Below are 20,809 nucleotides of genomic sequence, written 5' to 3' on the forward strand. Positions count from 1 at the left end.
ACGGAGACCCCCGCACCGAAAGGCGTCCACTCGATGCGTGAAGACTCGAAGTCGGGCTGCGCCCTGAACGCCTCCATAGCGGCCTGCTTGCCCTTGGCAAAACCCTTGCCTGGCACGGGCATGATCACCTCATCCGCGAACTGTGCGAACAGGTCGTCGGCCGAACGGCCGGCTGCAGCCCTTTCGGCGAATTCGCGATCCTGTGCGAGCAATTTGTCGGCAAATGTTGCCGGGCTCATGGAATGCGCCCAGCTGTTCATGCACAGGCAGGAAATCGCGATGGCGATGATCGGTGCAATGGCAATGGATCCCCGGCGCATGTCGGACTCCGCAGTGAAGACGATGATGGATCCTGCGTGCTTGCCTGTCCGGCTTGAAGTGTCGCAAGTCACTCCTTCAATCATTTCCGATCATCCGCCGCACAGCACTCCTATTCAAATCCATTGGCGAAAATGGTGTCATCAAACGGGAGTTCGATTGCTCCGAGGTCGACCGGGCCGTAGACGTTCGGTACCGCCGGCTGATCGAAGCTTCGCGGGGAGCCGTTGAAGTCCGTGGCGGGTGCCTGGGCCGACGCACAAATGTCGATGGCAGGCGATGTCGGTGATGGCGCCATTCCCCCATTCAGGTTCGGATTGCCTACGCGCGGCGGGATGGGGGTGGAAGGCCAGCTCATTGCATCATCGACCAGCAGGCAGCCGCCATGAGTGACGCTGCCGGTGCTGGAACTCCGATCGACGAAATCGGGCTCATAGACAATCGACCCGGTCAGGTTCAACGGCGAGGCAAAATGCGCAAGCACATAGCTGCTGGCCTGAGCCTTCGTGTTGCCGGAAACGGTGGACCATGCGATCCGGTTCTCGCTTGGAAAGAATTCCTCCAGATTTTCGAGAAGGACCAATCCTCGGGTCACGTTGTTTCGGGTGATGAGGGATCCTTCGATATCGATGCCGTAGTCCGCCGAGCGCAGCAGGCCATGCAGCAGCACATCGGCTTCGTTGTCGACAATCGCGGTTCGGCTCACGTTGAGACTCGGACTGCCCGGGCTTGCGTAGACCGACTCGATGACACTGCCAGGGCTCGTCGAGCCGTCCGTGAATGGGGCGACGTTGCCGATCACGGCCGAACATGCTTCGAAACCCACGTCGGGGAAGGCGCAGCGCTCGTGGCCGTCCAGTGGACGCATCGCCAAGTCCACGTCTCCTGCGATGTAAACGGCCGCGCCGCGCGACGCCGCCTCATTGCCGACAAAGACGCTCGTCAGCAGATTGACCGCGGTGCGACCGCCCGGGCTACTCCTGACCTCGATCCCGCCGCCGGTAATCGAGGCCCTGTTGCCGGCCAGCCAGAACGGCGCGCTTGCGTCGCCCTGTATCGTCAGCGGCGAGTTCCCGATGGCAAAGATCCCGCCGCCACGCTGCGCCTGATTCTCGAACAGGCCGGTCACGCTGCCCGGAACAACGATCGAATCCAGAACGCAACTCTTGTGCAGATAGACGCCGCCACCGGTCTCCATCGCCGTGTTTTGCGCGACCACGCCGCCATCGATGTACACCGACGCATAGTCGTAGCAGTAGATGCCGCCACCGCTCAGCTGCGCACTGTTGTTGGCAATGCGTGAATCGGAGAGGATCTGCAGCGTTGGTCGGTTGTTGGAGTTCCAGCCGGCGATCAATACGCCGCCGCCGTTGCCGGATTCGTTGTTTTCTATGAAAGTCTCATCATCCAGAACCACGAACACCTTGCCGAGAATGAGGAGACCGCCACCGCCAAGCGCCGAGCTGCCGCCAGCCGGGGTGCCTCCGCGCACCGTAATGCGCCTGAGCGTAACCAGGTGGATCGGTGAGTCGGGCGCAGCCCCGATTGCAAGCGCCGTCCCATTGACCCCTCCGCTCGCGTCGATGATCGAACGCTGACCGGCGCTCGGGGTCGAGTCACTGCAACTGGCATAGCCCCCGCGAATCGAGATATTGGCGGCGCTGGCATCGAGTTCAAGCCCATCCGGCACGGAAAAAGTCTGAGCGCGCAGGCGAATCTCGTGCGGGCCGGGTACGCCGGTCAGGCCATCTACCACGAAAGCCAAGTCGCTGTAGTCGCAGCCCGTGCTGCCGACCGTAAGTGTCAACGCATGGGCCGACATGCTCGAACACGCTGCCAGGCATGCAACGAGAAGGAAAAGTCGGGCTGAGAGTCTCTTGTTTCGCTTAGGCATGGGGATCACCGGTCGTTGGCGCCGTGCAACAGGCAGGGCTGAATTGACATACGCAATAAACCGACCAGTCTTGCCAGGAATTCTTTTCTGCGGCGGCAGACAAAGCTGGCTACGTGAATCCGTCGAAAAATCCCTCCAACTCGAGAGACACGAATCAATCGGCCAGCAGGTCGAGTGCGGCATCATTCCGAATCGTTGGATAGCGTCGTGTCGCCAAGCGCGATTCGATGCCCTCCTGGATCGGTGGGCTCGTGGATATCGAGTACGCAGACCCGATTGACCGCGTGCGCACCCGTCAGTGAATGCACATTCACGGCAGACGAGTTCAATGTCGGCACCACACTGTTGCCGACGCGCGGGTGGCCGACACGCGCCAGGATCGTCGAATCTGGCGAGGTAGCTGCGTTGACGACAGGCCAGAGCGGCGCGTCGCGTGTGCCGCGCAACATCAAAGGTGCGCAGCCCTTCCCGTATACGCCAGCGTCTTCGCGCGACTCGTTGTTGTGAATGTTTGGTATAGACTGGATTGCGAATCGCAGAGGATTCCTTCTTGACTGAAATTACCGAACTGCTGAGGGCGCAGGAAGGAAGTCAGACACCTGATCTCGGCCCTGTCTTCCAGCAGCTTTATTCCGATCTGAAGCGCATCGCGCTGGCGCGTGTCGGCCAGCTTGCGTCGACTAATTCGCTGGGGGCGACCGAACTGGTCAACGAGGCATTCATCAAGCTCGCCGGCGCAGAAAAGTTGTCGCTGGAAAATCGCCGTCATTTTTTCACGTGCGCGGCACTGGCCATGCGCCAGATCCTTGTCGACCAGGCGCGACTGGCGCAGGCTGACAAGCGCAATGCCGGCTTGCAGCAAGTAACACTGGGAGACGGTGAGGTGCAGGCCTCTGCAGCAGGCCTGAGCGACCTCGATCTGGCTCTGGACGACCTTGAACGGATCGATCCGGAATTGCGTCGGCTGGTCGAACTGCGCTATTTCGCAGGATTGTCACTGCCAGCCATCGCGGAGTTGCGAAGCGTGTCTGCGCGAACAGTGTCCCGTGACTGGGAGCGCGCTCGCGCCTTCCTCAAGGTTCGTCTGAGCGCCGATGGACTGTGATCGGCTGCAGCGTTGGCGGGAGGCCGACCGGCTATTCACGATGTGGCTGGAGATCGAGCCCGGGGACCGCGCAGACTGGCTGACTCGCCAGAGCATGGAAACCACAATCCTTATTGCGCTCAAGCGACTGATTGCCAACCACGAGGACATCGACGAGCCGATGGGCGCGCTTGCCGGACTCGCGGCAACGGCGCCAGTTGGAGCAGCTGCTCGTGACGGATTGCGAGGCCGTCGCGTGGGCGGTTGGGAGCTGATCGAGGAGATAGGCCGCGGTGGCATGTCGGTGGTCTATCGCGCGCGTCGCATCGATGCAGACTTCGAACAGGTCGCCGCGGTAAAACTTCTGAGTCTCGCTGCTCTCGGCACACTGGGTCGGGAGCGATTCGAGCGCGAACGACGCGTGCTAGCCCGTTTGCACCATCCGCACATCGCCGCGCTCATCGATGGCGGTCTGGGGGAGGACGGTACCCCCTATCTGGTCATGCCACTGGTACCCGGCTGCGATCTTGCTACGCATTGTCGCGAACGAGGACTGGGTTGGGAACAGCGCGTGGCCCTGATCGTGGAGATTTGTGCGGCTGTTGCCCACGCGCATCGAAACCTCCTCGTGCATCGCGACCTGAAGCCCGGGAACATTCTCGTTTCAGATGAAGGCGTTCCGACTTTGCTGGATTTCGGCATTGCCAAGTTGCTGAACGTCGAGGAAGAGGCGACGCACACGGGCTTGCGCGCGATGACGCCCGGGTACGCTGCTCCGGAACAGCTGGACGGTGGACCCATAACCACCGCGACCGACGTCTATGCGCTCGGCGTGATTCTGCGCGGATTGTGTGCCGATCTCCCCGCGTTGCCGAATGACTTGCGCAACATCGTCGCCATGGCCACGCGTGTCGAAGCCGATCGCCGCTATCCCGACGCGCGCGCCCTCGCCGATGACCTCAGCCGCCTTTTGTCGGGCAATGTCGTGACAGCGACGCCGGACAGTCTTGGCTACCGAATGCGATCATTCCTGCGCCGCCGCCGCGGCGCGGTTGCGGCGGCATCCGCCATTCTGCTTGTGCTCGTTTCCGGACTCGCGGCCACTCAATGGCAGGCGCGTCGGGCCGAAGCGCAGGCTCGCGAGGCGCTTCGGCAGAGTGCACGTGCCGAAGCGGCCCGCGAATTCCTGTTCGACCTGTTTGAGGCTGGCAATCTCGATCGTACCGAAGGCGAAGACCCCCGCGTTTCGACATTGGTCGAACGCGGCGCCCGGAACCTGTCCCGGCTTGATCAAAGGCCCGAGCTGCATGCGGAAATGGCTACTCTCCTTGCGCGTATCGACATCGCCATTGGCCGCCACGAGCGCGCCCGGCGACTGCTGGAGGAGGCGATCGCGAGCGCCGAACGGACCACCGACGAAAAGCTGCACGCGCAAGTGGAGCTGGCACAGGCGAACCTGGCCAACGCCACGGGCGATTCGACCAGGGCGGGGATGCTCTATGAGCGCGCGCTGAAAACGCGTGAACAGGCCGGTGCATCCGACCCGTCGTTTCGCGTCGCAGTGCTTTCAGGTTGGGCCTACGCAATGAAGAATCTCGGCAAGCAAGATGTCGCGCGCCAGCGAATCGAGCACGAGTTGTCCAATGTGGAAATGAACTACTCTGCCAATCAGCGTGGCGAATTGCTGCTGGGCCAGGCATTGGTCACGAGGGACATCCAGCGTCGACTGGACCTTGCTCAGGCGGCGGCCCGAGAGTTCGCCGAGCAGCCGACCACGGCCGCCAATGAGCTGGCCCTTGAAGTCGAGCTTGGCAACGACTTGTTCGCGCTGGGAAATCACGAGCAAGGCATCGCGCATACGCGTCGTTCCGTCGAAATCGCCGATCAGCTGTATCCCGGGTCTACGCGCTACCGCGCGCGCACCTACAACAATCTCGGTTCGATGCTGCGTGTGGATGATCAGCTTGGCACAGCAGAGGCCGCCCTTGCGGTCGCCGAGTCGATCTATCGCGAACTTGGGGACGAACGAAGTGCAGCGTTTGCGGCGCTGCTTCACAATCGCGGATTGCTTTTGCACGATACGGGAAATTCAGCGCGCGGACTGCCTCTGGTTGAGCAAGCGCTGGCCCTGGCCCTGGAACAGTTCGGCGAGAACGATCGTCGCAGTGGCCTTGCCCGGCGCAGCGTGGCTCTGTTACGGGCTGCCGCCACAGCCGATCCGCAGGCAAATGTGGAGTGGAATCGGGCACGCGAACATGCCTGGGATGCGTTCCGGCCTGCAGAGCAGATAGATACCTTGTTGATCGGTGCGGAGATAGCTCTCGAACTGAATCAACCGCAGGCGAGGGCACGCCTGCTCGAGGCTGATGCGCTGATCAGGAGTGGCCAATCGGAGCTGTCCAACCATCAGCGAATTCGCAGGGATTTGCTTTGGGGAACCCTGCAGTCGATGGATGGCCAAGAGAAGCTGGCAAAGGCGTCATTCGATGCGGCCTCCCGCATTGCCCATTCGGAGTCGGGCAATGCCCGCTCACGTACGTGGCAAGTCGAAATGGCCACTGGCGAACACTTTCAGCGCATGGGCGAACCTTCGTCGGCGAAGACGCACTATCGGGCAGCACTTGATTCACTCCTGGAGCTTGGCGCCGACCCGGCGGCCACCAGCGTGGTCGAGTTGAGCAACCGCCTCGCAGCGCTGGATACGACCAGTGAGCCCTAGCAGATGGGTCAATTTCTGCCCGCAGGAGCTGATCCTGCACCACCCGTCCGGTGTGCAGCGCGAAAACGGAGTCTGGCAAGGTCGGGATCGGCGAATCGCGACAGGCGTATCGCCAGGCCGCCGATGGATTTCCCGACTGCCTTCCAGCTTCAAGGAAATCATGTTGCAAGCCTGACGTGCCGTCCGTCGCGAATACAGCGGGACGCATGGATCATGCAAGGGCGGTCATCCACCGGACGGCCACACACATCGTCTCCGTGGACAAGACTGGCTTCCGCGGTGCTCAGTTCCTCGATCGACCCAACCTTCGGAACGTAGGTCAATTCATCCGATCAGGCTATTCATCAATACCACTCATCCACCCTGATGCCGAAAACGCTGCTGGCGCAGCCAGCGAAGCAGGACATAAAGAACTACCAGCGACAAGAGCGCAATGATGATCGACACCCATTCGGCACTGCTCAGGGTGAACAGGATCGCGATCATGGCCAGCGAACCGAGCGCAGGAATCAGCGCGCCTCCCGGCAGCAGCATCGGTGTGCCGCCACTGCGCAAGTCACGCTTCTGCGCAAACCAGGTCGCCAGGCAGACGCCAAGATAGAGCAGGCAGATCGCTCCGCCCGAAATCAGCGCCAGGGCTTCGAAATTTCCGACCAGGGCCAAGCCGCAGGCGATCACGCCGTGGCTGATGATGGCCAGCAGGGGGACGCGGTAGTGCGCCGTCACTCGACCGTAGGCCGACGGCAGGTAGCCGTCGCGACCGAGTGCATAGAGTAAGCGCGAAGAAGCCAGCAGATTTCCCATCAGAAACCCGGTCATCGAGACACCGGCGGTGATCAGCAACACCACAAGGCCGGGTGTCCAGATCGCCCCTGCGGTATCGGCAATCGGTGCAGTACTCGAACCGACCGAGACACCCAGCACACCCTGGGTCACGATCTGGATGCCCATGTACAGAAGGACAACCACCAGAATTGCGGCGATGGTCGCGCGCGGCACGCTGCGCGCGGGATCACGCAGTTCGCCCGAAGGGATCAGTGCGGTTTCCATGCCCGAGTAGGCAAACATGACCAGCACCATCGCCGCGCCAAGAGTGGTCCAGGATGGAATCGTGATCCAGCTCACCTGGGTCCAGTCGACGAACAGCAGGCCCAGGGTCGCGAGGAGGAACAGGGGTGTCAGCTTGAGCGTCGCAAGCACGGTAATCGCACGCGCGCCGAGCTTGACGCCGAACGCATTGAGCAGGACCAGCAGGGAGAACACCACGACCAGGAACAGACTGCGCCAGCCCGTCTCGTCGAACTGTGGCCAGGCGCGCGCAACCTGCGATACCAGCGCCGACGCCACGCCACCACTGGAGGAGACATTGCAGATCCACATCAGGGCGCCCGCGATGAATCCTGAAAACGGGCCGAATGTTGCGGTCACATAGGTATAGGGTCCGCCGGTGGTGGATACGCGGCTGCCGATTGCGGCAAAGCACAGGGCGACCGGAACGATCACGACGGCGCCGGCAAGAAAGGCGATCGGTGCCGAGCTGCCCATGCGCGTGGCGAGGATGGCCGGCAGCATGAAGATGCCTGCGCCGACGATGATGTTGATGATGGCGGCGCCGAGTGCGATTCCGCCAACCGCACGGATCAGCGCGGACTCGCCTTCCAGGCTTGCGTGATCGCGTGAGTGCGAAGCGTCTGAGGTCATGCGGGCCGGCTCTCGAAGGGGTTTCGGCAAGCGTGCCACAGATTCGCGTGGGCGGGATCGCATCGCCGCCGACGGAGCCCTGCCGAGACTGGTTTTTTCCGTGCCGAATCTCGCGCCGGCAATGCCAACGGGTTGGCAGTTTGCATGCGACCTGCTCAACGGTGGCCGCACAGTCGACTGTCTAGGCTGGTTGCGTGACCTGCGGGTCGCACCCCTGACAAAAGGAGAAAGACATGGTCAAGAAGATACCCGGTGTAGTTGTCGTGGCAGCGCTGTTTGGCAGCCACTTCCCCGTTTTTGCAACCGAAGCGACGTCCGACGGATTTCCTCCGGCACAGAATGTGAGCTACTACCACGCTCCAGGGCCCGACCTGGCGTCCGACGGAAGCGCCGCACCTTCAGGAGGCACCCAGTACCTGTTTCTCGCGGGCTCTGCATTCACGCCGCGGACCAGCAGTCAGACGGTCAGCTATCCGGGCGGCGGTTGCAGCTTCTCGGACAACGCGCTGACCACAAGTCTCGAACTGCCCGAAGGGGCCACGGTCCAGGGCGTGCGCCTCTACTACTACAACAACGGCTTGCCCAGCAGCGTCGGCTTGTTCCTGACTGCCTATACCGGCGCTGGCGGCACGAGTGACCTGCTCACCGGCAGTTCGTCGGAAGACACCGGCTATGCAAGCGAGTACTTCGCGGCGTCGACTCCCCTGTCCATCGACTATGCCGGGCAGTCGTATGTACTGACGGCAACGATGAATTCCGGCCAGCGCCTTTGCGGCATGCGCGTGTTCTATTCACCGTAAGGAGACGACCATGACCATCAACAAGGGAGTTACTCCACTGCGACGTATCGCTGCGCTGTCCGCCGCCTGGCTGGGATTGCTGATTGCCTCGTTTGCCCTTCCGGCTGTCGCCGCACCCGGCGATCACCCGGTCGATCCGCACTCAGCGCAGTCGGCCCAGGCCGACCAGCCCGCAGGCACCCTGTTCGGCTATCTGTGGATTGCCGGATCAACCTTTCATCCACTCGACAACGCGACCACCTACAGCTATCCGGGCAACGGTTGCATCTCCAAGACCGGCGGCACTGACAACCGGTTCGCACACAAGGTGGTGTTGCCCGAAGGCACCCTCGTGCGCTACCTGCGTCTCTACTACTTCGACGATTCGACCGGTACGGTAACCGCGTACTTCACCAGCTACGACGGGGCAGGCAATTTCGTCGAACATGCCAGCGTCGGCTCCAGCAACGGGGCAGGTGGCTACGGTACCAGCCTGTCACCGCTGTTCAGCTACGAAGTCGACCCGTTTGGCGCAGCCATCAACGTTGTCGCTAATCTCGGTGATCAGAACACCAGCACGCTCCGATTCTGCGGCGTTCGAATCGCCTATGATGCGCCGATCACGGATCGGATCTTTGCCGACGACTTCGACCCGATACCGCTGTAGCAGGAATCTTCAGGAGAACGAGATCGGGAAGTCGCCTGCTATGCGATTACAACTGCGGGCGCGGGCTCGATCTTTCCTGAACCTGAACCGAGTGGAAGCCCTGCATGACTTTCGAGGCTTGTCTGTTCGAGCGATCGGCCCTATTATTGAACTCGCAAGTATTGAATTAGACGGGTTCAGGCATGAGTGCTTACAGTTCGCGCCTCCGGATCGACCGGTCCGGCGGGCGCGTATTTTCGTCAACACGGTCATGGCAGACCGGCTTGCTGATCGCTGCCCTGGCATTTTCCAGCGGATGTGCGGTCGGACCGGACTTTCGCGCGCCGGTGCTGCCCGACAACGCGGGCTACCGGACCGACGACCTGCCGGAGTCGACAGTATCCGCCGAGGCACCCACCGGCGCGGCGCAACGTCTGGTCGAAGGCGCTCAGGTTCCGGCTCGATGGTGGGAGAGTTTTGCCAGCGCGGAGCTGAATCGCCGCGTCGAGCAGGCCTTCGCCAACAGCCCGGATATCGCCTCGGCCCAGGCGGCACTGCGCCAGGCCGTGGCGCAATCCGACGTCGCCAGGGGCGGTCTGTTTCCTTCGGTCGATGCGGCAGCAGGTGCCAACCGGCAGGAGAGTCCGTTCTCGACCGGGCCGGTCTCCGGTTCCGCCTCGCCTTACACGATCTACAACGCGTCGATTGATGTCGGCTACACGCTTGACCTGTTTGGCGGCGTGCGCCGCTCGGTCGAGGCGCAAGACGCGATCGCCGACCTTCAGCGCTACCAGTTGCAGGGCACTTATCTGAGTCTTGCTGCCAACGTCGTGACCACGAGCATTCGTGAAGCTTCGCTGCGCGGGCAAATCCTCGCCAACGAGGAGATCACCCGCGTCTATCAAGAACAGTACGAATTGACCGATCGCCAGTACGAGACCGGCGTGAAGTCCCAGGGTGATGTGCTGTTCGCTCGCAGCCAGGTGGCAGCGGCGCGTGCGCAGTTGCCGACCCTGAGCAAGCTGCTGGCGCAGACCCAGACCCAATTGGCCGTCTATCTCGGACAGTTTCCCTCCGAGGCCGAATTTGAAGCCCTGACCCTGGATGATCTGCAACTGCCGCTCGAGGTGCCGGTCAGCCTGCCGTCGGCCGTGGTGCGTGCACGACCTGACGTACTTGCAGCCGAAGCCAGCCTGCACCAGGCCACGGCAGCAGTCGGTATCGCCACCGCCAACCTGTTCCCGAATATCGTGCTGTCCGCATCGCTCGGGTCGCAGGCACTGGAACGCGGCGACCTGTTTGGTGGCAGCAGCGAAGCCTGGAGCCTTGGTCTGAACCTGCTCCAGCCGATCTTTCGCGGCGGCAGCCTGCGTGCGCAGAAGCGCGCGGCCGAAGCAGGACTGGACCAGGCGTCCGCCGACTATCGAAGCACCGTGCTGACCGCATTCCAGAACGTCGCCGACAGCCTGCGCGCGCTGGAGCTCGATGCCGAGAGCCTTGCCTCGCGCGCAGCTGCGCTCGAGGCCACTGCGGATAGCCTGGCCATCGCCCGTCGCCAATACGAAGACGGGTCGGTCGGCTACCTGCAAGTGCTGATCGAATCGCGGCTGTTCGAACAGGCACGCGTTCTCTTCATCGAGGCGCGTGCCAATCGCCTTGCCGACACGGCCGCGATGTATGCCGCACTCGGCGGCGCTTACAGCGAAGAACAAGTCGGCCAGTTCCCGATCGACACACCCGCGTCACCCTGAGGCATCGTTCATTGCCAGACATGCAACATCGAACAAAACCATTCCCGGCGTATCGGTTCGCTGCCTCCCAGGCAGCTTCCGATGCCCATTCATCGAACAATGAGGACTGCGCATGAAGACGCGCAACGAACGCAAGCCCAGCACGACCAAGCGCATGATCATCATGGTTGGAATCGTCGGCCTTCTGCTTGCCGCGCTGATCGGCTGGAACATTCTTGGCAAGATCATGGGCCAGAAAGCCGCAGCCAATATGCCGGTGCCGCCGCAGACGGTGACCTCCATGAAGGTGACGACCCAGTCCTGGCAGCCCGAGCAGAGCAGTGTCGGATCGCTGCGTGCCGTCCAGGGGGCGGACCTTGCCTTCGATGTCGGCGGCGTGGTGACCGCGGTGAAGGCAAGATCAGGCCAGCAGGTCGAGAAGGGCCAGACGCTGATCGAACTCAATGCCGATGACATCGTCGCCGAGCGACGCCAGCTCGAAGCCAACGCCGCCTTGCTCAAACTCAATCTGGACCGGGCCCGCAAGCAGCTTTCCTACAAGGGCATCAGCCAGGCCGAAGTCGACACCGCGGAAGCCAACTACAAGGCAGCCGTTGCCGGTGTCAGTCAGCAGCAGGCCTTGATCGACAAGCGCCAGTTGAGGGCGCCGTTCAGCGGCCGCATCGGCATCATCAGCCTGACGCCCGGCAGCTATGTAAGAGCGGGCGATCCGGTGGTCACCCTGCAGCGACTCGATCCCGTACTCGTCGACCTGAACGTGCCGCAGGACAAGCTCGGCGAGATCAAGACGGGTCAGGCAGTGGTGCTGTCGCTGGACTCGTTTCCCGATCACCCCTTTCTCGGCGAGGTCACCGCGATCAGCCCGAAACTTGATCCTGCCACGCGCAATGCCCAGGTCGAAGCCAGCGTACCCAACCCGGAGGAATTGCTTAAGCCCGGCATGTTCGCGAGAGTCGCCGTGCAGGTCGGCGAGCAGAAATCCTATCTGACCCTGCCGCAGTCGGCGATTACCTTCAATCCGTATGGCGAAACCGTTTTCCTGGTCAAGCCATCGACCGGCAAGGGCGCGGACGGCAAGTCCAACCTGCCGTCCGCGCAGTCGGTGTTCGTCACGACCGGAGCCAAGCGTGGCGATCAGATCAGCGTGCTCAGTGGCATCAAGGAAGGCGATGAAGTCGTTACCAGCGGGCAGCTGAAGATCAAGAACGGAACGCCATTGATCATCGACAACAGCAGCATGCCGCCCGACGACGCAGACCCGACTCCCCAAGAAAAGTGATCGAGCGGCACCGGCATTCGAACATGATCGTTTCAATGCCTGTCCTCAGTGCAGCTCGCGTCCGGTCCTCGCAAACATAGCGAACATCCATGAAATTCACTGACACCTTCATCAACAAACCGGTTTGGGCCATCGTCGTCAGCCTGATCATTCTTGTGCTCGGCCTGCGCTCGGTCATCGACATGAGCGTGCGCCAGTTTCCGAAGACCGAGAATGCCGTGGTTACCGTGACTACGGTCTACTACGGTGCCGATGCACAAACCGTCGCAGGCTTCATCACCCAGCCGCTGGAATCAGCGATTGCCCAGGCACAGGGCATCGACTATCTGTCGTCATCGAGCCAGAGCGGCGTGTCTTCGATCACAGCCACGCTCAAGCTCAACTACGACTCCAACCGTGCACTCACCGAAATCCAGACACAGATCAGTGCGGTGACCAATCAGTTGCCGCCGCAGGCCCAGCAGCCGGTGATCACGGTGCAGGTGGGCCAGACCACCTCGGCGATGTATATCGGCTTCTACAGCGAGACTCTTCCGACCAACAACATCACTGACTACGTGCTGCGCGTGGTCAAGCCGCAACTCGATTCGCTCGAAGGCGTGCAGGAAGCACAGCTGATCGGTGGCCGCCAGTTCGCCCTGCGAGCGTGGCTGGACCCGGTGCGCATGGCAGCCCAGGGCGTGACGGCCGCTGATGTGTCGCAGGCCCTGAATGCCAACAACTATCTTGCTGCCGTTGGCGCGACCAAGGGCAATTCGGTCACGGTGCCGTTGACCGCCGCCACCGATCTGCATTCGGTGGACGAGTTCCGCAAGCTTGCGGTGAGATCGCAGGATGGCGCAGTCGTGCGCCTGGAAGATGTCGCCAATGTCGTGCTGGGTGCCGAGGACTACAACTCCTTCGTCGCCATCAACGGCAAGCAGTCGGTGTTCATCGGAATCAACGCCGCGCCGGACGCCAACGTGCTGGATGTCGCCGAGCGTGTTCGCAATGTATTCCCGGAGATCGAGGCGCAGCTGCCGACCGGCCTGGAAGGAAAGATCGCCTACGACGCCACCGACTTCATCACCACCTCGATCGACGAAGTCATTACGACCCTGGTCGAAGCGCTGGTGATCGTGACTCTGGTGATCTTCCTGTTCATGGGCAGTATCCGCGCCGTGATGATCCCGGTCATCGCGATGCCCTTGTCGCTGATCGGCGCTTTCTTCGTGATGCTCGTGCTTGGCTACACGATCAACCTGATTACTCTGCTTGCGTTGGTGCTTTCCATTGGTCTGGTCGTTGACGACGCCATCATTGTGGTCGAGAACGTGGACCGCCATATCACCGAGGAAGGCAAGACACCGCTGCAGGCAGCCCTTGTCGCCGCGCGCGAGCTGACCGGTCCCATCTTCGCGATGACGATTGTACTGATAGCAGTGTACGTGCCGATCGGATTCCAGGGCGGCCTGACCGGTGCGCTGTTCACCGAGTTCGCCTTTACGCTCGCTGGCGCCGTCACGGTCTCGGCCATCATCGCTCTGTGCCTGAGCCCGATGATGTGTTCGCGCTTCCTCAGGCCGACCCATGAGGGCAGCCGCCTGGTCGCCTTCATCGATCGCCAGTTCGATCGCCTACACTCGAGCTACCAGCGTCGTCTGCACGGTACGCTCGATACCTGGATCGTGATGGTTGTCATGGGCGGGATGATCTTTGCCGGTACCGTGTTTCTGTTCATGAACTCGCAGTCCGAGCTGGCCCCGCAGGAAGACCAGGGAATCGTCATCGGCGTTGCCACGGCCGCTCCCAATACGGCGCCGGCCGAGATCAAGAAGGTGATGGCGCAGATGCAGGAGATCACCGCGAGCATCCCCGAGGTCAAGCAGACCTTCCAGTTCACCGGATTTGCCGGTCCGACTTCGGTGTTGACCGGTGCCAAGCTGGTGCCGTGGAGCGAGCGCTCGCGCGGCGCGCAAGAAATTCAGCAGGAGCTGCAACAGAAATGGGGCGCAATGGCGTCGACCAATGCCTTCGCATTCCAGTTTCCGTCATTGCCGGGTGCGCAGGGCCAGCCGGTCGAGGTCGTAATGTCGACTACCGAACCGTTCGAGAATCTTTACGAGGTATCGAAAAACGTCCTCGACAAGCTCAAGAGCAGCGGCAAGTTCTGGTTTGTCGATATGGACCTGAAGATCGACAAGCCGCAGGCCACGCTCGAAGTGGACCGCGACATGGTCACTGCGCTGGGCCTGACCCAGGCCGACGTAGGCTCCTCACTCGGTGCAGCGCTGGGCGGCGGCTACGTCAACTACTTCTCGATTGGCGGGCGCTCCTATCGCGTCATTCCGCAGGTGCTGCAAAAGGACCGGCTCAATCCCGACCAGGTGCTGGACTATTACATTCGCGCGGCCGATGGCTCGCTGGTCCAGGCATCGACCGTTGCCAGCATCAAGGACACGGTTGTGCCGCAGTCCCTGACCCGATTCCAACAGCTCAACTCGGTCACGTTCTCCGGTGTTCCCTCGGTCACCCAGGGTGAAGGTATCGAACTGGTCCGCAACACCATTCGCGAGATCGCGCCTTCGGGTTACCAGGTGGACTACAGCGGCCAGGCGCGCCAGTACATGGCCGAAACCGGTGGATTCGCACTGACCCTGCTGTTCGCCGTGATCATCGTCTACCTGGCCCTGGCCGCGCAGTTCAACAGCTTGCGTGATCCGATCGTGATCCTCGTGTCGGTGCCGATGGCCATGTTCGGAGCGATGATCTTCATCAATCTGCTGCCGGGTTTCGTCGGCATGGGCGCTCTCTCGCATCGCTGGGCGACTTCGCTCAACATCTACACTCAGGTCGGTCTGGTTACGCTGATGGGCCTGATCTCAAAGCATGGCATTCTCATTGTCGAATTCGCCAATGAGCTGCAGCGCGCCGGCAAGACCAAACGCGAGGCCATCGAGCAGGCCGCGGCAACGCGGTTGCGCCCGATCCTGATGACCACGGCCGCGATGGTGCTCGGCGTGATGCCTCTGGTGATTGCGACCGGCGCCGGGGCCGCTGGTCGATTCAACATGGGCCTGGTCATTACCACGGGCCTGACCATCGGCACACTGTTCACCCTGTTCGTGGTGCCGGCCTTCTATCTGTTGCTGGCTCAGGATCACCATGGCGAGTCGGTCAAGCGGCTGGAGGACGATGCACCCGCAGCGCAGCCTGCGGCCCACTGAATCGGGACACGGCCGCGCACGGCCGGTCCCTGCATGCACAATCGGATGCACGCGCCCCGGTAGAATGCGCAGATGAATCCGAACGTCCACGATTCGCCGCTGGGAAAGACGGCAGCCGGCAGTGCCGTCTACGACCCGGCTCTGCTGTTTCCGATTCCGCGTGCAGGCGGTCGCGAGGCGCTGGGCATCGGCAATGTGCTGCCCTTCGACGGCGTCGATTTCTGGAATGCCTATGAGCTGTCCTGGCTCGACGCACGCGGCAAGCCCTGCGTGGCGATCGGCGAGCTGCGCGTGCCCTGCACTACGCCGAACCTGATCGAATCGAAGTCGCTCAAGCTCTATTTCAACAGTTTCAACCAGCATCGTTGCGATTCGCCGGAGAAATTCCGCCAGACCCTTGCTCGCGACCTGTCGGCTGCCGCGGGCGCCGCCGTGGGTGTGCGACTGCAAGATCCGGATACAGTCGAGAGCGGAATGCTGCGCTCGCTGGGCGGTGAATGCATCGATGCGCTGGAGATCAGCGTCGATAACTACGGGCCGCCGAACGCCGGCTACCTGACGACCGGCGAAACACAAACCGAAGAGATCCTGGTGTCGCATCTGCTCAAGTCCAATTGTCCGGTGACGGGCCAGCCCGACTGGGCCAGCGTGCAGATTGCCTATGCCGGCGCGAAAATGGATCGCGAGGGCTTGCTGCGCTATCTGGTTTCCTTCCGCAACCACGACGACTTTCATGAACAGTGTGTCGAGCGGATGTTCGTTGATCTGCTGGAACGCTGCAGGCCGCAATGGCTGACGGTCCAGGCCCGCTACACGCGACGCGGCGGCATCGACATCAACCCCTGGCGCAGCAATCGAAAGAACGCCACGGCCGACAATCCGCGCCAGCCACGCCAGTAGGGCCATCCGGACGCGCAGTTGAACACGGCGTAACTACTGTTCACATCCGGCCGCCGGAAAAACGTTTTCTTAACGCGACTCCGGTGTACCTTGGGCGCCTGTTTCGCCCCGGAGATGACCCACGATGTCCAATGACCCCAAGAAGCCGGACTTTTCCAATGTGAAAAGCGGCAGCGAATCAACCGCCAAGCCGGCCCCGGAAAAACCCGATTTCGGCAATGTCAGCAGCGGCGTGGCCTCGACCGCGCCCGTCATTGAATCGGCCAGCACGGTGCAGACCTATACGGTCACACGCGGCGACACACTGTCCGGGATTGCCAAGAAGTTCTACGGCAAGGCCAGCCAGTGGCGCGTGATCTACGAAGCCAATACCGACCGCATCAGCAATCCCGACCTGATCCAGATTGGACAGGTGCTCAAGATTCCAGTTGCCAAACCCTGATCAAGGAGATCACACCATGAAAATCACACCCTTTGCGCCTGCACTTCTGGTCCTGGGCATCGCCGTTGGCTTGTCCGCCTGTGGCAAGAAGGAAGAAGCCCCCGCACCGGTTGTCGCGCCGGCGCCAGCCCCCGCTGTCGAAACCGCGCCGCCGCCGGCTCCGGTTGCTGAAGCGGTCACTTTTTCCAGGCTTTCACTTGGCAATGCCGTCGATGCAAACCAGGCGGTGACCGCTCCCGCCACGACCTTTGCGCCCACCGACACCGTCTACGCGGCCGTCGAGACCACGGGTGCGGCACCGAACGCCGCCATTGTGGCGCGCTGGACCTACAGTGACGGCCAGCTCGTTGATGAAACCAGCCAGTCGATCGCACCCGATGGTGCGGCCACGACGACCTTCCATATCGCCAAGCCGGACGGTTTTCCGGAAGGCAGCTACAAGGTCGACATCATGATCGACGGCGCTCCGGTTGCCAGCCAGAGCTTCGAAGTCAAGGCTCCCATGTAAGCTTGCGACGCCAGCAACAAGACCGAACGAGGCGCGGAAAGATCCGCGCCTCGTTTGCTTTGGATCAAGGCAACGCCGATCAAGTGGCGCCATCGGCACAATCCGGCGACAATAGCCGGCCCAGCGCGCAGTACTTGCACCTCCAGGCGGGTCCGCGGCGCTCCCCGATCATCTACGGAGACTTTCATGGCCGATACCAAACTCACGCCGCCCGCCGGTGGCGAGAAGATCACCATCGCCGACGGCATCCTCAACGTTCCAGCCCAACCGATCATTCCGTTCATCGAAGGTGACGGCACGGGCCCGGACATCTGGAACGCCTCGGTGCGCGTTTTCGACGCGGTCGTGGAAAAGGTCTACGGCGGCAAGCGCAAGATTCGCTGGATGGAAGTGCTTGCCGGCGAAAAAGCCTTCAACGAGACCGGCAACTGGCTGCCCGACGCGACCGTCGATGCCTGTCGCGAATACCTGGTCTCGATCAAGGGCCCGCTGACCACGCCGGTCGGTGGAGGAATCCGTTCGCTGAACGTCGCCCTGCGCCAGATGCTCGACCTGTACGCCTGCGTGCGCCCGGTGCGCTGGTTCAATGGCGTTCCGTCGCCGGTCAGGGATCCGTCCAAGGTCAACATGACGATCTACCGCGAGAACACCGAAGACATTTATGCCGGCATCGAATTCCAGCAGGGCTCGGACGACGCGAAGAAATTCGCTGCCCTGATCAAGGAGAACTTCCCGGACCGCTACAAGAAGATTCGCTTTCCCGAAACCTCGGGTTTTGGCATCAAGCCGGTTTCGAAGGAAGGCACCGAGCGTCTCGTGCGCGCGGCCATCAAGTACGCCATCGACAACGACAGCGAATCCGTGACCCTGGTGCACAAGGGCAACATCATGAAGTTCACCGAGGGCGGCTTCCGCGACTGGGGTTATGCACTCGCGCACAACGAGTTCGGCGCGGTCGAAATCGACGGCGGACCGTGGAGCAAGTTCAAGAACCCGAAGACCGGCAGGGAGATTATCGTCAAGGACGCCATCGCCGATGCCTTCCTGCAGCAGATCCTGTTGCGTCCGGCCGAATACGACGTGGTGGCGACGCTGAATCTCAACGGCGACTATCTCTCCGATGCGTTGGCGGCGCAGGTCGGCGGAATCGGCATTGCGCCCGGTGGCAACATCAACTACGTCACCGGTCATGCGGTGTTCGAAGCGACGCATGGCACCGCGCCGAAGTATGCCGGCATGGACAAGGTCAACCCGGGTTCGGTGATCCTCTCCGGCGAGATGATGCTGCGCTACATGGGCTGGAACGAAGCGGCGGACGCGATCATCGCCGCGATGGACAAGGCGATCAGTCAGAAGCAGGTCACCTACGACTTCGCCCGCCTGATGGATGGCGCTACCGAGGTCAAATGCTCGGAATTCGCCGATCGCATGATTGCGGCGATGTAGCTTGGTGACGGGGTTCGGGGTTCGGGATTCGGGATTCGGGAATAGGGAATAGGGAATAGGGAATAGGGAATAGGGAATAGGGATTCGGGATGAACAGCCATGCGGCTGTTCAAAGCCGGGAATGGGGAAACGTTGAATGGCCCGTCATTCCAGCCTGCGCCGGGATGACGAGCAGAGACAAATTCAGGCTTGCCCCGGGATTTGGTGGGGATGCGGCAGAATCGATTTGAGAGCTCGCATGGAGAATTCGGAGTGATCGAAAATCCGCGAACCGCTTCGAGGCTGCTCTTGCCAATCCCGAATCTCGACTCCCGACTCCCGGCCGTCCCAACGTGACGGCCACCATCCAGCAGCGCGCGGCGGCGTTGATCCTCGACGCCTTTCTCGACTACAACGCGCGCTTTTCCGATATCACGCGTCGTGCGAAGCGGCGCTTCGAGCGACGCGACTGGAAGTACGTGCGTGTCGACGCGGCGGCGCGTATCGATCTTTACGATGTCTGTGTTCGCGAAACCCTCGGCCGGCTTGAACTGCTGCTCGAAGAGCGCGTGCGTTCCCGCCAGGTATGGTCGGCGACGCGCGACGAGTTGCAGATCCTGATTGAGCCGCTGCTCGATCGCGAATTTCCGAAAACCTTCTACAACTCCTTGTCGCGCCGCTTCTTCCATACCAATGGCGTGGCCGCAGACATCGAGTTCCTGGCGCTCGACAGCGAGCCGACGGCGGGCATAGACGATGCGGCCGATCTGCACCGCTACTCGGTCAGCGACGGACTGACCGCAGTCTGCGAACGCATCCTGGCCGACTACCCGTTCGCCAACGGCTATGCCGACATCGGCAGTTGCATCCGTTCGATCTCGCGCACGCTGGGCAAGCGCATGCGTGAACGCGGCGTCGAGCGCCCGCATGCCATCGAGCTGATCAAGACGGCCTTCTTTCGCGAGCGCCGCGCCTATCTGGTCGGTCGTGCGTTGACTGGGCACGAACAAGTGCCCGTGGTGATCGCTTTGGTCAGTGACGCCGATGGCGTGCGTGCCGATGCGGTGATCACCGAAGTGGACCAGGTCTCGCTGCTTTTCAGCTTCACCCGCAGCTATTTCCATGTCGACCTGCCCACCGTGGCGGATATCGTGGTCTTTCTTGGCGGGCTGTTGCCACACAAGCCCATCGAGGAGCTCTACACCGTGCTGGGTCGCGCCAAGCAGGGCAAGACCGAGCGCTACCGCCATCTGTTCCGTCATCTTTCCATGCATGCGGATGAGCGCCTGGTTCGCGCCGACGGCGAACGTGGCATGGTCATGGCCGTGTTCACGCCGCGCGACTACCCGCTGGTATTCAAGGTGATTCGTGACCAGTTCGCCTATCCGAAAGACATCGCGCGGCGTCAGGTCGAGGAGAAGTACCGGCTCGTGTTTCGTTACGATCGCATCGGCCGGCTGGTCGATGCGCAGGAGTTCCGCCACCTGCGCTTTCCGCAGCGCCAGTTCGAGGAAAGCATGCTCGAGGAATTGCTGGGTCAGTGCGCCGAGACCGTGTCGCTCGATGGCGAGCATGTGCTGGTCCGGCATTGCTACGTCGAACGACGCCTGCGCCCGATGAACCTGTTCGTGCGGGAAGCGGAGCCGGAGGCTGCGCTGCAGGCCATGCTCGACTACGGGCAGTCCATCAAGGATATGGCTCGCAGCAATATCTTTCCGGGCGACCTGCTGCTGAAGAACTTCGGCATTACTCGCGGCGGGCGTGCCATCTTCTACGACTACGACGAGTTGTGCCTGCTGGATGCCTGCACGTTCCGGCATATTCCGGAAGCCCGGGAAGAAGACGAGACCCGCCCGCTGGAAGAGTGGCTCACCGTGCGCGAAGGCGATGTCTTCCCGGAGATGTTCCCGCGCTTTCTCGGCGTGCCGGCGCACCTGCGTCTGGCCCTGATCGAACGTCACGGTGAGATCTTCGACGCGGACTGGTGGCGTGGCGTGCAGGAAGGCCTGGCACGCGGCGACTACAGCGACATTCCGCCCTATCCGCAATCTTCCCGTCTCAAGGCAACACGACTGAAGTGAGCGGATCGTGGCGGCAGCTGCCGGGGGAAACCGGCAGGCCTGAAACGAAACGGGCCCGCAAGGCGGGCCCAATTCA

17 protein-coding genes are annotated in these 20,809 nt (G+C 61.9%); 13 read left to right on the forward strand and 4 right to left on the reverse strand.

Annotated features, from left to right (window positions below; translation table 11 throughout):
* From R3F00_RS15840 to R3F00_RS15850, 3 genes are all read right to left on the reverse strand, one after another.
* Positions 1–320 (reverse strand): hypothetical protein (locus tag R3F00_RS15840; protein ID WP_371282776.1); only part of this gene is annotated, 320 nt, incomplete at its 3' end.
* 110 nt (positions 321–430) lie between these two features.
* Positions 431–2,140 carry a choice-of-anchor Q domain-containing protein gene (locus R3F00_RS15845; protein WP_371282777.1) on the reverse strand — a complete coding sequence of 570 codons (1,710 nt, stop codon included), beginning with the start codon at positions 2,138–2,140 and terminating at the stop codon, positions 431–433.
* A 254-nt stretch (positions 2,141–2,394) separates the two neighbouring features.
* Positions 2,395–2,661, reverse strand: coding sequence for a hypothetical protein (locus tag R3F00_RS15850; protein ID WP_371282778.1), 267 nt, complete (start codon positions 2,659–2,661; stop codon positions 2,395–2,397).
* A gap of 101 nt (positions 2,662–2,762) precedes the next feature.
* Between R3F00_RS15850 and R3F00_RS15855 the strand changes: the two genes are divergently transcribed.
* The 3 genes from R3F00_RS15855 to R3F00_RS15865 are packed head-to-tail and all read left to right on the forward strand — an operon-like array spanning position 2,763 to position 6,190.
* A complete protein-coding gene (locus R3F00_RS15855; protein WP_371282779.1) occupies positions 2,763–3,317 on the forward strand; it encodes an ECF-type sigma factor in 555 nt (184 codons plus the stop codon).
* A gap of 40 nt (positions 3,318–3,357) precedes the next feature.
* Positions 3,358–6,015, forward strand: a complete 2,658-nt coding sequence (locus tag R3F00_RS15860; protein ID WP_371282780.1) for a protein kinase — start codon at positions 3,358–3,360, stop codon at positions 6,013–6,015.
* Positions 6,005–6,190, forward strand: coding sequence for a hypothetical protein (locus R3F00_RS15865; RefSeq protein ID WP_371282781.1), 186 nt, complete (start codon positions 6,005–6,007; stop codon positions 6,188–6,190). The genes R3F00_RS15860 and R3F00_RS15865 overlap by 11 nt, the downstream gene beginning before the upstream one ends.
* A gap of 179 nt (positions 6,191–6,369) precedes the next feature.
* On the opposite strand, the gene R3F00_RS15870 is transcribed toward R3F00_RS15865, so the two are convergent.
* Entirely contained in the window at positions 6,370–7,716 is a 1,347-nt protein-coding gene (locus tag R3F00_RS15870; RefSeq protein WP_371282782.1) for an APC family permease, read from the reverse strand.
* A gap of 233 nt (positions 7,717–7,949) precedes the next feature.
* On the opposite strand from R3F00_RS15870, the gene R3F00_RS15875 reads away from it, so the two are divergent.
* The 10 genes from R3F00_RS15875 (at position 7,950) to aceK (ending at position 20,733) form a co-directional block, all read left to right on the forward strand.
* Positions 7,950–8,516 carry a hypothetical protein gene (locus R3F00_RS15875; RefSeq protein ID WP_371282783.1) on the forward strand — a complete coding sequence of 189 codons (567 nt, stop codon included), beginning with the start codon at positions 7,950–7,952 and terminating at the stop codon, positions 8,514–8,516.
* A 10-nt stretch (positions 8,517–8,526) separates the two neighbouring features.
* Positions 8,527–9,162: a hypothetical protein gene (locus tag R3F00_RS15880; protein WP_371282784.1), complete on the forward strand. Its 636-nt coding sequence runs from the start codon at positions 8,527–8,529 to the stop codon at positions 9,160–9,162.
* Positions 9,163–9,344: 182 nt separating this feature from the next.
* On the forward strand, positions 9,345–10,892 hold the full coding sequence (locus R3F00_RS15885; protein WP_371282785.1) for an efflux transporter outer membrane subunit: 1,548 nt from the start codon (positions 9,345–9,347) through the stop codon (positions 10,890–10,892).
* A gap of 112 nt (positions 10,893–11,004) precedes the next feature.
* Positions 11,005–12,171: an efflux RND transporter periplasmic adaptor subunit gene (locus tag R3F00_RS15890; RefSeq protein ID WP_371282787.1), complete on the forward strand. Its 1,167-nt coding sequence runs from the start codon at positions 11,005–11,007 to the stop codon at positions 12,169–12,171.
* Positions 12,172–12,260: 89 nt separating this feature from the next.
* Positions 12,261–15,377: an efflux RND transporter permease subunit gene (locus R3F00_RS15895; protein ID WP_371282788.1), complete on the forward strand. Its 3,117-nt coding sequence runs from the start codon at positions 12,261–12,263 to the stop codon at positions 15,375–15,377.
* Between the two features lie 72 nt (positions 15,378–15,449).
* The gene (queF, locus tag R3F00_RS15900; protein ID WP_371282789.1) at positions 15,450–16,277 is read left to right on the forward strand and encodes an NADPH-dependent 7-cyano-7-deazaguanine reductase QueF; all 828 of its coding nucleotides are present in this window, start codon (positions 15,450–15,452) and stop codon (positions 16,275–16,277) included.
* Positions 16,278–16,401: 124 nt separating this feature from the next.
* Positions 16,402–16,719, forward strand: coding sequence for a LysM peptidoglycan-binding domain-containing protein (locus R3F00_RS15905; protein WP_371282790.1), 318 nt, complete (start codon positions 16,402–16,404; stop codon positions 16,717–16,719).
* Between the two features lie 16 nt (positions 16,720–16,735).
* Positions 16,736–17,227 (forward strand): hypothetical protein, encoded by a 492-nt coding sequence (locus tag R3F00_RS15910; protein WP_371282791.1) that lies wholly within the window; start codon positions 16,736–16,738, stop codon positions 17,225–17,227.
* 186 nt (positions 17,228–17,413) lie between these two features.
* Positions 17,414–18,673 (forward strand): NADP-dependent isocitrate dehydrogenase, encoded by a 1,260-nt coding sequence (gene icd, locus R3F00_RS15915; protein WP_371282792.1) that lies wholly within the window; start codon positions 17,414–17,416, stop codon positions 18,671–18,673.
* A 332-nt stretch (positions 18,674–19,005) separates the two neighbouring features.
* Positions 19,006–20,733 (forward strand): bifunctional isocitrate dehydrogenase kinase/phosphatase, encoded by a 1,728-nt coding sequence (gene aceK, locus R3F00_RS15920; protein WP_371282793.1) that lies wholly within the window; start codon positions 19,006–19,008, stop codon positions 20,731–20,733.
* Positions 20,734–20,809 lie beyond the last annotated feature (76 nt).

Origin of the sequence: Dokdonella sp. (assembly GCF_041395345.1) — a bacterium.
Taxonomy (GTDB): Bacteria; Pseudomonadota; Gammaproteobacteria; order Xanthomonadales; family Rhodanobacteraceae; genus Dokdonella.

Excerpts from the sequence above, each read along its gene's own strand:
- icd (WP_371282792.1), top strand. The coding sequence starts at position 17,414 with ATGGCCGATACCAAACTCACGCCGCCCGCCGGTGGCGAGAAGATCACC.
- R3F00_RS15870 (WP_371282782.1), bottom strand. The coding sequence starts at position 7,716 with ATGACCTCAGACGCTTCGCACTCACGCGATCACGCAAGCCTGGAAGGC.
- R3F00_RS15850 (WP_371282778.1), bottom strand. The coding sequence starts at position 2,661 with ATGTTGCGCGGCACACGCGACGCGCCGCTCTGGCCTGTCGTCAACGCA.
- R3F00_RS15885 (WP_371282785.1), top strand. The coding sequence starts at position 9,345 with ATGAGTGCTTACAGTTCGCGCCTCCGGATCGACCGGTCCGGCGGGCGC.
- R3F00_RS15910 (WP_371282791.1), top strand. The coding sequence starts at position 16,736 with ATGAAAATCACACCCTTTGCGCCTGCACTTCTGGTCCTGGGCATCGCC.
- R3F00_RS15895 (WP_371282788.1), top strand. The coding sequence starts at position 12,261 with ATGAAATTCACTGACACCTTCATCAACAAACCGGTTTGGGCCATCGTC.
- R3F00_RS15890 (WP_371282787.1), top strand. The coding sequence starts at position 11,005 with ATGAAGACGCGCAACGAACGCAAGCCCAGCACGACCAAGCGCATGATC.
- R3F00_RS15860 (WP_371282780.1), top strand. The coding sequence starts at position 3,358 with ATGTGGCTGGAGATCGAGCCCGGGGACCGCGCAGACTGGCTGACTCGC.
- R3F00_RS15845 (WP_371282777.1), bottom strand. The coding sequence starts at position 2,140 with ATGTCGGCCCATGCGTTGACACTTACGGTCGGCAGCACGGGCTGCGAC.
- queF (WP_371282789.1), top strand. The coding sequence starts at position 15,450 with ATGAATCCGAACGTCCACGATTCGCCGCTGGGAAAGACGGCAGCCGGC.
- R3F00_RS15905 (WP_371282790.1), top strand. The coding sequence starts at position 16,402 with ATGTCCAATGACCCCAAGAAGCCGGACTTTTCCAATGTGAAAAGCGGC.
- R3F00_RS15880 (WP_371282784.1), top strand. The coding sequence starts at position 8,527 with ATGACCATCAACAAGGGAGTTACTCCACTGCGACGTATCGCTGCGCTG.
- R3F00_RS15875 (WP_371282783.1), top strand. The coding sequence starts at position 7,950 with ATGGTCAAGAAGATACCCGGTGTAGTTGTCGTGGCAGCGCTGTTTGGC.